This is a genomic window from Candidatus Omnitrophota bacterium (assembly GCA_013791745.1).
Lineage (GTDB): Bacteria > CG03 > CG03 > CG03 > CG03 > CG03.
Genome location: VMTH01000062.1, coordinates 1 through 17,106, shown reverse-complemented (window position 1 = coordinate 17,106; position 17,106 = coordinate 1). Strand labels below are relative to the sequence as shown.

Sequence of the window (17,106 nt, the reverse complement as noted above, 5' to 3'; positions counted from 1 at the left end):
TTCCCTCGGAAGCTTGTCCGCTTCAACTTTTGTTCTCACTTTTGATCAGGGAGATAAAGAGTCATATTATGACGCGGGCTGTTCATCTTTGACATGGAATCATGATGAGGGCTATTTGTGCCTTAGCGGCGGCGTTGAGCAAACAATACTTATGAGCTCTTATCCGACCATGCCTGTGGTTAGTCCCCCGCAACCTACGGCGCAGTTGGGTTATGAATTTACAGTTCTTGAAAACTGTTATATCAGCGGATTTGCGCGTTTTGCCGGGGCTGAAGGCGGAAATCCGATTGTAAGGTTATGGACGGATGACACCGGAGAATTTTTGGGCGGCATACAATACCCCTGGATTGATATTGCCGTAGGCAATAACGCCGGCTGGTCTGAGAGGTCTATAGATTTCTATTCCCTCCTTTACCCTTTGACCAAGGGCAACATCTATTGGATCGCCAATGTCGCCGATGGTCAGGTTGGTCATCTTGTCGGAAATCTGGGCGCGTCCGCCGTTTCAGGCAGCGATTATTTGAATATAACAACGCCGTGGGGGTTCTGGTATCTTGACAACGACGAGCGCTCGCCGGGTAATGTCACCGATCCCACTGCCAACCTCATGTATATACCTTTCCTAGAGGGAGTGGCCGATTTGAAATTGAACCGGTTTAACGCCGCGGGCTCAATTGTTACAAAAGCCATAGACCTTGGCGCAACAAAAATTGATATAAGCGCCTTTCAGGTAATATTTCAAACAGCAAATGCAGGAACCGGTTTTGATGAAATCCAGCAGACAGGTTTTCTCTCCTACGACATAATTTACGACGCTATCGCTTCCGTGGGATTAACGCCCCAATGTTCGTCGGCTTTCGGTTTAGCGGAATCTGATGATAATATCGCTTATAGCGAATATTCGACATCAACGTTTTCTAATATCAGCAAGCGGTATATAAAATTGTCTTGCGAAATGAATACTCAGCACAGGGGAATAACGCCCATCTTAGATCAGGTCGTTATTGATTATAACGCTTATCCGGAAGCAATCGATTCATCAAGCGTATTACCATCCGATGGCAGTAGTATCAGCGCAGAAAATCCATGCTTCAGTTGGAATCCGGCCTTTGATTATGACGGAGATGCTGTCACATATACATTGTCGTTATCTGCCTCTCAGGAATTCGGGGATTTAGTCTTTTCAACCACAGTTGTCTCTATACCGTCATCAGCCGAGGTGGTAGTAAACTATATAGACCGCCTGAACCCCGTTACAAGTTATTACTTTAAGATAGACATGCAGGATGCTAATTCCGCAGTTGTGGCTGCTGATAGGGTTTATTCTTTCAGGACGCCGGATGTGACTCCTAATTCTCCGGCGACTCCTGTTATTTTCTCGCCAAAGGATGAATTTGTCGCTGATCCCAATCCGCTGTTTTCATGGTCTGATTTTTATGACGCGGATGGCGATTTCCAGTCATCCTTCTGGCTGCGAGTAAGATCCGCGACAGGGACATATTCTTCAGGGAATTCCATGGATAGCGGAGAGGTTTTGAGTTCGGAGAATGAATGGACGCCGACGGGCTGGGATCTGCCTTTCGGGAATACGTATTACTGGAGAGTCAGAGTGAGGGACGACACCGGATTTGATGATTCATGGTCTGAATGGAGCGCGGAACAATTGTTTATACGGATACCGCAAGCTCCGTCGGGAGTGAGTATTAATTTACCGCAGGGTGAAACCCAGATAAAAAATAACGATACAATCAGCATTACGGGCACGGCCGAAGAGGGAACATTTTGTGTAATCCTCATACGGGATCAAAACGGCAGGGCGCTGTATGACGGTATTACTTTTTCAGGCCTCAGCGTCGGGGCGGACGGCCTGATCGATGCGCAGGTTTCGTTAGGAAATATCGCGGTGAATTACCGCCTGGCGAGTCAAATTCGGGTTGAGGTTGTTCTAATCGATCCCGCCGGACACAGATCAGCCGCCGCAAGTTCAGCCTTTGTTGTTTTTAAAGCCGGGAAGGAACAGGCGACGATCTACGATAATTTAATGACTCCTCCCGGAGTAAAACCGGTGACGATACGATACGAATTGCCCGCCGCGTCTAATGTGACGATAACGGTTTATGCCGGGAACGGGACATTGGTTAAAAAAATAACAGATAATCAATTCATGCCGTCGGGAGTTCATACAGCGGAGTGGTTTGGTAAAAATGCTTCAGGAAATCCTGTGGCAAGCGGTGTATATAGCATCCATATCAAAACGGATTCTTATAGCAAGCTGTTAAAGGCTATTGTGGTGAAATGAACAGGGTTTTATGTACAGTAATCGCGGCGACAGTATTAACCGTTGATCTTGCGCTGGCCGGTACAGGGGAATGCGCGGCTAACGAAATTTTAAACTCGAATTTAGGAGCTGGCGCGATGGGCAGCGGCGGTGCCGCCTCATGCCGCGTTGATCCATTGGGAGCGATACAGACAAATCCCGCGGGGCTTTCTTTTTTAACGAATTCTGAGTTTTTTACCTCATATAACAGAAACCTTTTTGAAACCCGGCACACATTTTTAGGTTTCGCTAAATCTTTTGCCCCGCGTTCCTCTGTCTGGGCGGTGAGCGCCGCGACATTATCTGATGAAACTATTTTGCTGAATTTAACAAATCCGGACGGTTCTTTAAAGGAAACACGCTCGGTGAGATCGAGGGATGATTATTTGCTGATTTTAAGTTATTCCCAAATGTGGGGAAAAAATGTTTCCGCGGGCTTGAACGCAAAATTGCTTCAGAGCACTTTAGCCTCGCAATACAAAGCGACGGCTTACGCCGTTGATACGGGCTTCTTGTTCCGGCCAGCCGGCAAGCGTATCAGTTACGGGCTGTCCGCCCGGAATTTAGGAACAGGGCTGAAATATATTGAGGAAGAAGATGATCTCCAGAGAGAATTCACCGCAGGGCTCGCGCTTCGTCTTTTGGAATCGAAGGCGCAGACACTCGCTCTCATGGGGGATCGTGTTATAAACGAAAAGAACAGGACTCATCTGGGTGCGGAATACACTTTCCATGAAAGACTGATTTTAAGGGCCGGATATAAATTCGGTTACGACCTTGATACTTTCACGGCAGGTTTCGGTATCAATTCCCGGAACATGGGCTTTGATTACGCCGTTGTTAATAACAGGATTTTTGATAATTCGCAAGTTGTTTCTGTGAGAATGAAATTCGGAGATGTGTCTCATTATGATGCGGGCAGGAATTATTTTAACAGGGGAATGTTTGAAAATGCTATAAGCGAATGGCTGAAAGTGCAGAACGGTCATCCCGATTTTAAAAAAGCGGCCGAGAGCGTCGATGAGGCTAAGAAATATATGCAGGCGGATGAACTCTACAAACAGGGTGAAAACTTTTTTCAAATAGAGAAATATGAGGAAGCTCTTGTGGAATTTGAAAAACTTGAGAAGATCCTTGAGGGATATAAAGATATACGGGAGAAAATCCAATTTATCAAAAACCTGCAGCCGGCGAATTTAAAAAACGCGATATTGGAAATGGAAAAAGAACTGATAGAAGCGAGAAACATAGGATTTGACGTCGAGGAAGAAAGAGGCATAAGCTCGCGGGCTTTTGGAGCCTTTATGTGGAATAATTATAAATTAGCGAGAGAAAAAGTGGATCTATTCTGGGAAACTCTCAACGCGGGTTATAGAAGCGGCGCTGAAAAAGCCATCGCGGATGTTAATGCGGAGCAGCACAGGGCTGATGAACAGGATATTGAGGTTCCTGACGCTTACAGAAGGTTTGGGGAAATAAAGAAAATATTCGCTGATGGTGAGTATAAATCAGCAAAGATAAAAACTAATCAGTTAGGGATGCTCATCGCTGAGAGGCTGCGGCTGAACCAGGAGATGGAAAGCATCGTCGGGGCGGCTGTGAAGAGGGGAATTGAAGTAGAAAAGGTGGTAATTCTCGCGAAATCCCGCCCGATGGAGGACAAAATCGCCGCCGAGAAATTTTATGAGTGGCGATCCCGTGACTATCAGCCGGTGAAATATCAACAGGACACGAAAGCCGCCACCGCCGGCGTCGGCTCAGTAAAGGAACACAAGGATCCCCCGTGGAAAATTCTCGCGGATAAGCGAAAGGCGCCGATCCCGCAGATGCCGACAACGGAAGGCAAGACCCTGGCTGAAATAGAAAAAGAACTGGAAACAGCGGATGGTATAAGGCAAAAGCTGGAAAACTTGGGCGGTATATTCGGCGCTACTGTGAAGAGGGGGATAGAAATAGAGAGGGTCTCGATTCTCGCTCAGGCCCGTTCTTTGGGGTTTAAGGGAAAGAGCGTGACTGTCAGCGGCGAAGGACGGGAAATACTGCATAATATAGGAAAGCTCCTGACGGAGAGCCGGCCGGAACGAATCAGAGTGATAGGGCATAGATATGATATGGGTGACGCGGAATCAAACAAAAAAATCTCATTGGAACAGGCGGAAGCCGTAAGGGAACATTACATTGAAAAAGAAAATATAAGCGGTGAGATTATAGAGGCGACGGGCATGGGTGACACGCAAATGTTGGATGATTCGGCCGGCGGCCGTTTGGATCGTGTGGATACGGTGTTTTTAGCGGCAAGTGATGATTTACAGGTTTCAAAGCAGCTCAAAAAAATAACCCGTCGTGAGGATGTGTCGGTACAAAGGGTTGTGGAATCCGTTGAAACTATAATTTTCGCTTCTGAAAAAGCCGTATATTTTGAGCCGGAGAGCCTTGAGATAAAACAAAGCAGTCTGCTTTTACTGGACAGGATATGTGATGTTCTGGAAATATTGCCCGAGTGCGAGGTGAATATAATCACCGCCGGAAGCGATACAGCTGAGGATAATGTCCATTTGTTTTTTCAAAGAGCCGAAGAAGTGGTACAATATTTTGTGGATCACCGGAAACTTTCCGCTGAAAAGATCAGGGTGCGGCCGGCGGATTTTTGGGATCAGCCCGAGCTGAAGGGCAGGTTTAAGAACGATGAGCTTATCATCACTTTAAGATGGGAGTACCAATGAAAAATAAATTGATATTTTTTTTATTTTTTCTGTTTTCATGCGCAACTTTGCGGGGCCTTCGCGCGCCGGAGGCAAAACCTGACTGGTTTGTTAAAACACCGTCTGAAAACGGTTATTTGTTCTTTACCGGCGTGAAAACAGGAGCGCTTAGCCCGGAGGCGGGGAAGAGGGAGGCTGTCAATGATGCGTTCCGGCACATAGCCGAGTATTTCAGCGTGTCTATAAAATCGGAATATACGGAGCGGAAATCAACAGCTTCCTGCGATTTTATGAGTTTGCTCAGCGCCAAATCCCGCGCTCAAATTGATAAGGCGTACGTGGACAAAACTCATATTACGGAACGCTGTGACCCGAATCTTAAGAAAAACATCTATGATACATTCGTGCTGATTAAATACCCTCTCGATGAAATTGAGAAAGAGAGAAAGAGGATAAAGCTGGAAAATGAGGAAAACGTTAAAAGGGCAAAGTATTATTTTGAGAGGGGCAGATATCATTCCGATAGCGTGGCGCTTGTAGAGGGTTTTCAGAATTTCGCCATAGCGCTGAAAATCCTTGAGGGCACCATCGGGGAAGATGTTTTAACGAATGAGATCGCGGGTTATGCCGTCAAATGTCTTAAAAGAATAAAGCTGAACGGCTATCCCTGCGATCCGACGGGAAGTGCCGGCACGGGTTTGCTGAATCCGCTGAAGATCAAAGTCGTATATAAGGTCGGCGATAAAGAAATTGCCATAGCGGGAATGCCTCTTAATTTCGCTTTTCTGGAAGGTGGCGGTATTCTGGAACGGCAAGGCCTCACGAATGATTCGGGTCTTGCGGAGTGCGCTGTCGCAGGAATAAGCAACACCGGACAGGAAAATCTTGTCATCGCGGTTCTTGCGTTAAACAGGGTGTTGAATACCGCTAATGAGCTTGTGCAAACCGAAGCTCAGAAAATGCAGGGGCTCCGCCACATTTTTGCTTTTCATTCCACCGGTGAGCCGGGTGATATCAAGAAACAGCCTATGATGGTAAAGATCTCCGATTTTGCTAACCTTACGGGAGATGTTGATCTGGCCTGGCTGGAACAGGCTTTAACGGATGGGATCGTGAACAAACTCACTCGCATATCGAACTTGCATGTTGTGGAGCGGGGCGAAGATGTGCTTTTGGAAGGCTCTTTTCAAAAAAACAGCGGGAGAGTCAAAATCAATGTCAGGGTGATCAAATCTATAGACGGCAGTGTTGTAAGTGTCGTCGTTGAAGAAGGGGAGATGGATAAAATCTTTGAAATTGAGGAGAACGTCGCAATTCAAATTGCCCGCCTGCTGAAAATTAAAGTAGCGCCGGATGAAATGAGATCCGTGAAATCGCGCGATACGAATAATACAGAGGCCTATGAGGCATACAACAGGGCTTTACTTGAGCACAAAAAGGGCAATCACAGCCAGGCTGTTAAAATGTACAAAAAGGCGCTCGCGCGGGATAATAAATTCGCGGACGCCTATAACAATTTGGGAGTTTGCTATTACAATATCAATTTGCTGGACGATGCGATAAGCTCATATCAAAAAGCAAAAATGATAGAACCTCTTAATGATGCTGTGACGGTAAATCTCGCCACAGCGTATTTTAAGAAAGGCGCAAGGGTAAAAGCGCTGAATCTTCTTGAAGATTATGACAGCCTGGGGTCGCCGTCCGTCCGGGTTCTGCTCATGACCGGCGTGATTTACAACCGGATTGCCGAATATCAAAAAGCGAGCGAAGCTCTTGAGAGGGCAATAGAAATACAGCCCTCTGCTCCGGCTTATCATGAGCTCGGGATCGTCTATGATAATAGGGGGCGATATGACCGTGCGATAATCATGTACACGGGGGCTGTGAAATTGAACCCCTCGTTTTATCAGGCTTTCAATAATATGGCGATCGCCTACATGGCTAAAGGAGAATATGAGCAGGCGCTTAATCCGGTTAATAAATCTTTGGCGCTCAACTATGAGTGCGGAGATACCTTTAATCTTATGGGTTTGATTTTTGCTAATCAGGCGTCCTATTCAAAGGCGATAGCCGCTTATAAAAGAGCAATACATCTTTCGGGGTCACCGCAAGCATATTATAATCTCTCGTGCATTTACGCGCTTCAAAATGAGACTGATTTGGCCCTGCGGTTTCTTGATCACGCGATTGATTCCGGATTTAATGACATTAATTCCGTGAGCGCGGAGCCTGCGTTTAAAAATTTAATATCAGATAAGCGTTTTTCTGAACTGATAGAAAAAATCAGGTGATGCCCAGAATAGAATTATTAGCTCCGGCGGGGTCTAAGGACGCTCTCGCCGCCGCCGTCAGGGCCGGCGCTGACGCCGTTTACATAGGCGCTCCCGGCTTCAACGCCCGGATGTCCGCCAAGAGCATCACTTTCTACGATCTGGCGGTGCTCATGGATTACGCTCATGGGAAGGGCATCAAAGTTTTTGTGGCGATGAACACCCTCATCAAGCACGCCGAGATACACGGCGCCGTTAAACTCGTCGCGGGGATAAAGAAACTCGGCGCAGACGCCGTCATAATACAGGATCTGGGGCTTGCTGAGATCATATCCAAACATTTTGAGGATATAGAGATGCACGCCAGCACGCAGCTTGCCGTCCACAACAGGATGGGCGTTGACATCCTCGCGGAAGCCGGTTTCAAGCGGGTGATCCTCGCGCGGGAGCTCTCATATCCCGAATTGAAGATAATCGCTAAGGGCTCTCCCGCGGAGCTGGAAGTCTTCTGCCACGGCGCTCTTTGTTTCTCCCTCTCGGGGCAATGCCTTTTCTCAAGTTTCATAGGCGGACACAGCGGAAACAGGGGTCTCTGCACGCAGCCCTGCCGGAGGATATGGCGTCAGGGAAAGAGGAAGGGATATCTCTTATCGCCGCGCGATATGCAGCTCGCCGAAGATATCAGGGAATTGAAAAAAATAAAGATAGCCTCTATAAAAATAGAGGGCCGCATGAGGAGCGCTGAATATGTTTACAGGACGGTGAAGGCCTACCGTATGCTGATAGACGCCTCCGAGGGGGATTTCCCGGAAGCGCTGGAGGAGGCGCGCGGCATTCTTTCAGCGGATTACGCCCGCGAAAAGACCTCCTGCCTTTTTTCTGGCCGTGACGAAAATATATTTGAGCCGGAAAAGGCGCAGTGCCTCGGAAACCGCATAGGGAAAGTGGAAGCCGTGACCAAAGACAGCGTGGCAATAAAAATTTTTGACTGCGTGCCGGAAAATAAGTATCGAAAGTCAACCCCTGGCACCATTTCACGCGGCGACCGCCTGCGCATCTCCAATCCCGCCGGCGACATTACCAGGGCCTTTAAGGTAAAGGATTTCACTTTAGACGGTGACAGATACACTTTTGCCCTCGATAAGGCGGATGACTTCTCAAAAGGCGACCCCGTCTTCAGGACAGCCGAAGCCCTCACGGATCAGAAAGATATAGAGAAAGAAGTGGACGCCATGTATAAGAACTATGCCCTGAAAAACAGGAGCAAAGTCGTCCGTGCCTATCAGGTGAGTCAGGACTACACATCGCTCATATCAAATAAATGGAACAGCGGGAAAAAATCATCGCCCGGGGCGGACACGCTGTGGCTGAGATTCTCCGATGTCAAATGGATGGATTCACTCGGCGGCAGAAAAAGCCGCGCTGTTTTTTCGCTGACCCAGGAAAATATACATCAATCCGGCGATATAATAGATAGGCTGGGTAATGAGACGGTGATGGAACTGCCGCCTTTTATAGGGCAGAGGGAAATACAGCTCTTCAGAAATCATCTGGAAAAATTGATAAGCGCCGGCGTGAAGAACTGGACGCTGAACAATATCTCCCACATAGGATTTTTCAAAGAAAAAGGGTGTTCTCTTTCCGCGGGCCAGTTCCTCTACGCCTGGAACGCCTACGCCGCGGCTTTTCTCGACGACAGAGGCATAAACTCTTTCAACATCTCATGGGAGGACGATTTTCTGAATATCAGGGACCTGACCGGACCCGTGGACGCCGCGCGCATGCTCATATATCTCTACGGCCATCCGCCTGTGGCGCGGTCGAGGATACTCACGCCCGGATACATCGGCGGCGATCTCCTGATGGAGAACGACAGGGGCGATAAAAAATCAAAGGACGAGAACTCTTTTTATCCCGTTTCCGAATCCAAACTCACACTGCTGATCGCCGCGAAACCTGTCTGCCTTTTTTCTTCAAGGAGAAAACTGCACGATCTGGGCATAAGCAATTTCGGCATTGACCTGAGCTATATCCCGCCTGACCGGAAACTTCTTAAAACTATATTTGATTCCTACGACACCGGAGAGAGTGTTCCCGGCTCAGTGCGATTCAATTTCAAGAGCGGCGTCAAATAATCGCGGTTTTACCAGCGCTCTTATGGTAAAATTTCAGTAAATGTTGTAACATCAAACGATTGGAGCGAAGATGAATATGAAAAAAAATCTTACACAGAAAAAAGTGATCAGAGAACTCAAGGAAAACAGGGAAGTTTTAAAGAAATACACCGTTAAAAAAATCGGTCTTTTCGGTTCATTTGTTCAAAACAGGCAGAAAGTCAGCAGCGATATTGACTTTGTCGTTGAATTCAACAAACCGAGTTTTGATAATTTGATAGGTTTGATCGACTATCTGGAAAAATTATTTGATAGAAAAGTGGATGTGCTGACTTCGGAAGGGGTGAAGAATATCCGAGTGAAAAAAGTGGCAGAGGATATCAAAAGAAATTTGATCTATGCATAAACGCGGCAATTTAGAATATTTGTATGACATGGAAAATGCTTTGAATAGTATCTCGGATTATGTCAAAAAGTCAAGTTACAAGAAATTTATCAAGGATAAAAAAAGTCAGGATGCCGTGATTTATAATATCGGAATTCTTGGCGAAGCCGTCAAAAACATATCAAATGATTTAAGAAAAGCTGAACCCGATGTCGCCTGGAAAAACATCGCGGGGATGAGAGATAAAATCATTCATTTTTATTTTGGGGTAAATATTGACATCGTGTGGGATGTCGCCAAAAAGAAGGTTCCCGAATTAAAAAAACAGATAAGAACGCTTATTAAGGAATTGGAAAAATAGGCGAATTACTTCTTTTTGTAACTCTTGATGTCTTTTTCCGAGATCAGGCGGTCGGTCAATCTGAACCACTCTGTCATGAGCGACTTGAGCTCGACGGAGCGGAGTATTTTGCTGAATCTGTTCTCGTCCACGCGGTTTGACGCCTCAATAAAATCGTTCAATGACACTTTGCCGTAAGAATAGTTCTCCGTCTCGTCTTTCAGGATGGACTTGGCGAGCTTTATTTTTTCATCGGCTATCGCTATCAGCTCGCGCCCGGTTTCTATCTGAAGGATCAGTGTCTTCAGGTCCGTGCGGAGCTGGATATATTTGTTGGCGCCGGATAAGCGCGTCTTTTTCTCATTTATCTTTGACAGCTCCAGCGCGGCGCTGTTGGTCTGATCAGGGAAGGGCCATGTCAGCGAAATGCCGGCGAAGACTTCGTCTTCCGCGTTGTTTATCCCCGTGCCGTTACCGGCGGTCTCATAACCCAGAAGAAGGTTTGTTGACGGCAGCAGGGCGTTGGCGTCTCTGGCCACCTGCAGTGAACTTTTATCTTCCAGCAGAGTCAGTATGCTGTATGTGCGGCTGTTTTGCGTGAAATCCCTGTAATCTTCCTCAAATGATATTTTTCTGTCGTCGTAGGCCATGGGATCGGCCGGCACGAGGCTCTCATTTTCGTCGTGCCGCAAGGCCTGTTTTATAAAGGTGAGCGCCGCGTCGTATTTCTCCCGAAGTTTCAGCAGGTTCTCTTTTTTCACCAGCACCTGTATGTTTATTTTATTGACATCTATGGGAAGGGCGATGTTATTCTTTCGGCGCTTCCTGATGTTATCTAAAAGCTCAAGATTCTGCCTGTATGACGATTCGCCTATCTTCAGGTTCTCGTAGGCCAGATACCAGTTGAAATAGGCCGTTATTATCCTCGCCAGATAGTCTTCGTATGCCTCCGCCACCTGATGCCTGATCACATCTATTTCCGCGCCTATTATTTTATCCTGAAGGCGCGTCGCTTTTCCGAAAGCGTTTTTCGCGACCGGCTGGGAGATGAGCAGGGTGACGGCCGAGCTGTCCGCGCCGGGGGTCGCCGACGGCACTGTCTTGTACTGGGCGCTGACATCCGTGCCCGAGAACGGGAAAAGTTTGCTCAGCCCTATTGTCGCCGCGGGGCCGGATTCGTCATGGTCCAGGAAGAACTCGTACTGGCTTTTCACCGACAGCACGATGTCGCGTGCCGGCAGGCCGAGGTCTTTTTTATATTGCAGTGTCATCTCGTCTATCAGTATCTCCTCAAAGCTCGTGTCTTTTGAGACGGCCGTCTTAATGAATTCATCTATGCCGACGACGCGGTTTTTTGTGTCAGCGTAAACGATGCCGCCCTGTATCACGGCAGCCGCGAATAAGAGTTTGATGATTTTTTTCATATTATTCCTTTATCGCCTCCGGGTGCAGAAGGAAACGGGTATCCTGGAGCAGCGCGAAGCTGCAGGGTATGAGCAGCAGCGTTATGAGCGTGGCAAACATCAGCCCCCACGCTATCGCCAGCATCATCTCCGCGAGCATCGCGTCGTAGCCGGCGAAGCCGTAGGCCGTAGGTATGATCCCCGCCACGGTCGTGAGCGTCGTCAGCATAACGGCGCGCAGCCTTGTCTTGCCTATATCCGCTATCTGAAAGTTTGAATCAGCCTTCCGCTTCCTGTCATCGTAATTTTCTGTCAGTTTGACGAGCATCAGTATTGAATCGTTCACGACGACGCCCGCCAGGCCTATGGCGCCTATGGCGGCGAAGAAACCGAACATCGTCTTGCCGTGGAGCCAGAAGGCGAGTATGACGCCCACCACCCCGAAAGGTATGGACAGCATTATTATAAGCGGTTTCACGAGCGAATCAAAAAGCAGTATCAGCACGACATAGATGAGGAATATAACGGTTATGACAGCGTATTTCAGCTCGCCCTTTGACTCGCGGGTGTCCTGCACCTCGCCCTCAAAGATCAGCCTCGCCGACGGGTATTCGGATAAGATCTGAGGGAAGTCGTTTTCCTCAAAAAACCCGGCTATCTCAACAGGCGTCAGTTTGCTGCCCGGCTTTATGTCCGCGTACACTTTCGTTATCCGTTTGCCGTCCTTTCTTTCTATGGAGTTGGGCGAGAGGGTTTCGACGACATCCACGATGTCCCTCATCGGCACAAGGTAGTTGCCCCGGTTTTCAACGGGTATGCCCAGTATTTTTTCAATGTCGTTCTTCACGCTGTCTATCGTCGTGAAACGCACATCTATTTCCTCGTCGTCCGCCGGCAGGTTATATATGATGATCCCCTCTATGGCCGCGCGCAGCGTGGATGACACATCGGCGGGTGTGATAGAGAGCCGCCTTATCTTTTCTCTCTTCAGGCTTATTTTGTATTCGGGATTGGTCAGCGGCCGGGATATCTCCACATTCAGGAGCGCCGGGTGCTTTCTCATGGCCTCCGCCATTTTCTCGGCGACACTGTCTCTTATCCCGTCGTTGTTCACCATAACGGCCAGCTCCATGGGGCTGCCGCTGTCGGAGCCCCAGCGGCTTTTTGAGAACCGCATGTCCCTAAGTCCCTCTATCTTCATTATCTTTTCTTTCCATTCATCCATCAGATCGTCGGCGGATTTTTTCCGCTTGTCCTTGGATAATATCTCGGCGTTCACGCGGAACTTGTCTTCTTCCACGGCTCTTCCGCGGTGGCTGCTGGCAATGCGCGTCCTGAAACCTATCACCTCTTTTCCCAGATATCCGGATAGTATGTTCTCTATCTGCTTTGTCTTTTCCGCCGTATCGTAGCGGCCGGCCTTTTCCCCGGCGCTGCCGCTTATTGTGATGTCCCTCGTCTCCTCGTTCGGAAACATTACGAACTTCATTTTTGTTTTTACGATGTATCCCGAAAAGACGAAAAGGATGATGAATGAGAGGAAGACCAGCCATTTGTAGGGAAGGACTTTTTCCAGCAAGCGGCCGTATCTGCCTTCTATCCTGTCAAACCAGTGCCCGTTATTAGGGGCCGCAGGGGGAATATCGCCGGATTTTCCGCGGCGAGTTTTAAATTTCGGGAACTCAAAACGCATGTGGCCCGGCAGTATTATCAGCGATTCCAGGAGGCTCGCCCCGAGCATACAGAAGATGATAGCGGGAATGTACTTGAGCATCTGGACGAATCTACCCTGAAAAAAGTAGAGCGGGAGGAAGGCCACGCAGGTGGTCAGTACGCTGGCCACGACGGGAAAAAAGACCGCGGCAGTGCCTTTGCATGCGGCGTCCCGCGCGGGCATGCCGCCTGCCTGAAGGCGTGAGATGTTCTCCGATACCACTATGGCGTCGTCCACTATCATTCCCATGACGATGATAACGCCTGCGAGCGTGATGTTGTTTATCGTGTAGCCCAGCGTCCAGATGCATATCATCGTAAAGAAGATGGTGAAGGGTATGCCCAGCGCCACCCACACGCCGGATTTGAAATTCAGAAAAACAAAAAGCAGTATGAGTATCAGCGTGAAGCCGAGTGAGCCGTTCGCCGCTATTAGATAAAGGCGGTTTTTCAGATCCACCGATTCATCGTCGAGCAGCGCCACCTCGATGTCCGTGCCCTTGAGATTGTTCCGGCGGTATCTCTCAACCTGTTTTTGCACGGCGTCAATCGCTTCCAGTATGCCGTATGAGCCGGATTTAACGACCCGGAGCATCACGGCTTCGTGGCCGTTGGCCTTGAAAATTGATTTGTCGGTCTTATAGGTCATCGCCACGTCGGCGACCTGTCCCAGTTTCACGACCTGTCCCTCAAAGCCCCCCTGTATGATGAGGCCGTTGAGTTTCTCTATGGTATCCAGTTCCGAAACCAGAGTGACGCTGGGTTCGCTCTTTATGTCTATCGTGCCCGCGGGCTGGCGGACATGGTTCGCTCTGACTTCGCTCATGGCTGTGTTGAAGGGGATATTGAATTTGATCAGTTTCGCGGGGTCGGTCATTATGCGTATTTCTTCCCGAAGATAATTGGTCCTGTCAATGCTGTTTACCTCGGAAAGGTTGAGCAGCTGGTTTTCAAGGGCGTGGGCGTAGGCCTGCAGATTCCGCCGGGACGCGACCGTGTGGAGATGAATTTTTTTGTCTATCAATACCACATCGATAATGGCCATCTGGCTGGTTTTGAACACCCTGACATTGGGGTCTTCCGTGACATCATCAGGCAGTTTCGCGTCCGAGACGGCATTCCTCACATCCATTATGACTTCGTCGCGGTTGGGCAGGTTTTGTTCCAGTTCCACCGAGACACTGGAGGTGCCGTTGCCGGAATTGCTCGTGACCCTGTAAACGCCGTCGATCCCGCGGACTTTTTCTTCTATGGGTTTTGTGACGAAATGCTCCACCTCTTCGGCGGTCGCTCCGGGATAGCGCGCGCTTATGCGGACGAAATCAAATGTGACATTCGGCATCTCCTCTTTGCTCGTGTTCTTCCACGCGAAGATGCCGCCGATAAAGACAACGACGAATACCAGGTTGGTCAGCAGATGCCGGTCAACGAAATAAGCTACGATTTTTTCTAACAATTATATTCTCCTAATAACAGGCCTTCCGTAGATTTATTAGACGCTCCGCGGAGCCCATAAGTTACAAAATTAAGATAAAAAGGAAAATGGGAAAGGGGACGTTCATTAACTTATTAACTTACGGCATATAGTCGCCTTAAAGGAAAATGGGGACGGTTCGGGTATTTTTTAAAGAGCACTGCCGTTTTTTATCAGTTTTATTAAGGACGTCCCCATTTCTCCATTTCTCCAATTTTTCCATTTTTCTCCATTTTTCCGTTTTTCTTCGTTCTATGTTATAATGAACGATGCCCGTAAGGGCTGAGGAGGGCGTAAATGGCAGGATTTATCAAAAGGATATCAAAGACAGCCGGGCATATCCCCGGCGAAATGATCTATGTGGGAGAAAAAAAGGAAGGAGCGGTGAGTGTATCCCTCATTGATTATGACGATAAGGCGCTCAGTGAGAAGGAAATCTCCGATGTTGAGGAATTGTTCCCGCTCAAAGAGACGCCTACGGTCAGCTGGATAAATATCAACGGCCTCCGCGACACGCGTCTTATTGAAAAGCTCGGCGGCCACTTCGGCATTCATTCTCTGACGCTTGAGGATATCGTCAACACCGCCCAGCGCCCGAAGTATGAGGATTTTGACTCTTATATCTTCGTGGTCCTGAAAATGCTCATGCTCGACGCTTCCGGAAAGGGCATAGTCTCCGAACAGGTGAGCTTGGTACTCGGCGCTAATTTTGTCATCTCCTTTCAGGAGAAAAAGGGAGATGTGTTCGACGCCATACGGGAACGGATACGGCAGAACAAGGGAAGGATAAGAAGGGCGGGGCCGGATTATCTCGCCTACAGCCTTCTGGACGCGGTCGTGGACAATTATTTTTCCATTCTGGAAAACACGGGCGAACAGATCGAGGAGATGGAAGAGAAACTGCTCGCCAACCCGTCGCCGCAAACCCTCCGGAAGATCCATGATCTGAAACGCGGCATAATATTCCTGAGAAAGTCCGTCTGGCCCCTGCGCGAAGTCGCCGGCAGCCTTGAACGCGGCGAGTCCAAACTCATTAAAAAGAGCACGGTGATATTTTTGCGCGACCTCTACGACCACACAATACAGGTCATAGACACCGTTGAAACTTTACGCGATATGCTTTCGGGGACACTGGATATCTATCTTTCCAGCGTGAGCAACAGGATGAATGAGATAATGAAGGTGCTGACGATATTCGCCGCCATATTCATCCCCCTGACCTTTCTGGCGGGTATCTACGGCATGAACTTTGAATTCATACCGGAACTGAAATGGCGCTGGGGTTATTTTTACGCTTTGGGCCTGATGGCCGCGGTAGGTTTCGGACTGCTCATTTTTTTCAGGAGAAAAAAATGGCTGTGAACAACACGCGGCGCTGTGCCCTGGGTGCAATAATGGAGGAAACTTATGAGCGGTAAAAAACACTTTAGTTCAGAAGATGCGAAAACGATCGGAGAAAAGCTGGGCCTGAAATGGGACAAATTCGATGTTGAGCAGTTCCGCATGGGAATGGATGTTGAACTTGAACACGGAACGACAGATCCTTCCACAAATGTAACCGGGGACGATCCCGTGGTGACTGGGAAAATAGCGCTGGCGCATCTCAATGAGTTCCCCGATTATTATACGCGGCTTGAGAACATGGAAACGGAAGCCGAGGATTTTTGGGAAAAGCGCGACTGACAAGAAAAGGGGACGTCCTTAATAAAATTACGTTTATTAACCCGTTAACTTGGAGAATGCTGCAAAAATAATCAGGAAAAATATTTTTCTCCGAAAATTAACCGGATAGTTGTAAGAATGGTAGTAGTGCATAATTCAGATTATTGTTACGGTTTTCAACAACTCATAGAAACATTTCAGCTTTTAATTTTGCAGTTGACAGTAAAGGTTTTTCGCATTATATTCATACTGTAGGGTAAATTGGGTTTTATCCGATAAAGGCAAACCCGCTGAAAGGCGGGGACGCAAAGCCACGGGGCTACCCCCTGCAGTATATCTGCAGGGCAAGCCAGCCAGGATGCCGAAGATAAACTTACCTTAAGTCAAACCTGACTGACCCGCTAGCCGGGCTACCGAAGATAGTAGAATTAAATTCTATGTATTTTTGGTAGCCCGGTTTTTTATTTGGAGGTAAAAGTTATGGAAAATAAAAACAATTCTCTTTTAACACATCCTGTGTTAAAGTTGGCAGCGTTGTGCTTTCTATTAGCAACCTTCTTTGTTCCTGAGTTTCATGCAAGAGATATAAATCTAAAAGAATATGTTCTAGTAGCTAATGATGTTATAGAAATATCAGGTGCTTCTATCATATCCGGATGTGTTCATTCGAATAATGCTGTTAAGGTCTTAGATAACCCGGAAATTAATGAGCGGGTATCTGCAGTT

11 protein-coding genes and 1 riboswitch are annotated in these 17,106 nt (G+C 48.0%); of the genes, 9 read left to right on the top strand and 2 right to left on the bottom strand.

Translation table 11 applies throughout. The features are described 5' to 3' along the window. The 6 genes from FP827_02945 to FP827_02920 form a co-directional block, all read left to right on the top strand. Positions 1-2,299, top strand: a 2,299-nt coding sequence (locus FP827_02945; protein ID MBA3052035.1) for a hypothetical protein, incomplete at its 5' end; no start/stop codon positions are given. Continuing rightward, the gene (locus FP827_02940) at positions 2,296-5,040 is read left to right on the top strand and encodes a PorV/PorQ family protein (GenBank protein MBA3052034.1); all 2,745 of its coding nucleotides are present in this window, start codon (positions 2,296-2,298) and stop codon (positions 5,038-5,040) included. The genes FP827_02945 and FP827_02940, both read left to right, overlap by 4 nt. Continuing rightward, positions 5,025-7,310, top strand: coding sequence for a tetratricopeptide repeat protein (locus FP827_02935; protein ID MBA3052033.1), 2,286 nt, complete (start codon positions 5,025-5,027; stop codon positions 7,308-7,310). Before FP827_02940 ends, FP827_02935 begins: the two co-directional genes overlap by 16 nt. Further along, positions 7,310-9,424, top strand: coding sequence for a U32 family peptidase (locus FP827_02930; GenBank protein MBA3052032.1), 2,115 nt, complete (start codon positions 7,310-7,312; stop codon positions 9,422-9,424). Before FP827_02935 ends, FP827_02930 begins: the two co-directional genes overlap by 1 nt. 70 nt (positions 9,425-9,494) lie before the next feature. Continuing rightward, a complete protein-coding gene (locus FP827_02925) occupies positions 9,495-9,809 on the top strand; it encodes a nucleotidyltransferase (protein MBA3052031.1) in 315 nt (104 codons plus the stop codon). Continuing rightward, positions 9,802-10,149, top strand: coding sequence for a DUF86 domain-containing protein (locus FP827_02920; protein ID MBA3052030.1), 348 nt, complete (start codon positions 9,802-9,804; stop codon positions 10,147-10,149). The genes FP827_02925 and FP827_02920 overlap by 8 nt, the downstream gene beginning before the upstream one ends. 5 nt (positions 10,150-10,154) lie before the next feature. Here the strand turns inward: FP827_02920 and FP827_02915 are convergent, their stop codons facing one another. Then, the gene (locus FP827_02915) at positions 10,155-11,552 is read right to left on the bottom strand and encodes a TolC family protein (protein MBA3052029.1); all 1,398 of its coding nucleotides are present in this window, start codon (positions 11,550-11,552) and stop codon (positions 10,155-10,157) included. A gap of 1 nt (position 11,553) precedes the next feature. After that, the gene (locus tag FP827_02910) at positions 11,554-14,700 is read right to left on the bottom strand and encodes an efflux RND transporter permease subunit (protein MBA3052028.1); all 3,147 of its coding nucleotides are present in this window, start codon (positions 14,698-14,700) and stop codon (positions 11,554-11,556) included. A 315-nt stretch (positions 14,701-15,015) separates the two neighbouring features. Between FP827_02910 and corA the strand changes: the two genes are divergently transcribed. From corA to FP827_02895, 3 genes are all read left to right on the top strand, one after another. After that, positions 15,016-16,080, top strand: a complete 1,065-nt coding sequence (corA, locus tag FP827_02905) for a magnesium/cobalt transporter CorA (GenBank protein MBA3052027.1) — start codon at positions 15,016-15,018, stop codon at positions 16,078-16,080. A 45-nt stretch (positions 16,081-16,125) separates the two neighbouring features. Further along, entirely contained in the window at positions 16,126-16,401 is a 276-nt protein-coding gene (locus FP827_02900; protein MBA3052026.1) for a hypothetical protein, read from the top strand. Positions 16,402-16,650: 249 nt separating this feature from the next. Continuing rightward, positions 16,651-16,746: riboswitch (cyclic di-GMP riboswitch) on the top strand. A gap of 114 nt (positions 16,747-16,860) precedes the next feature. Next, positions 16,861-17,106: hypothetical protein (locus FP827_02895; protein MBA3052025.1), on the top strand; the 246-nt coding region annotated here is incomplete at its 3' end.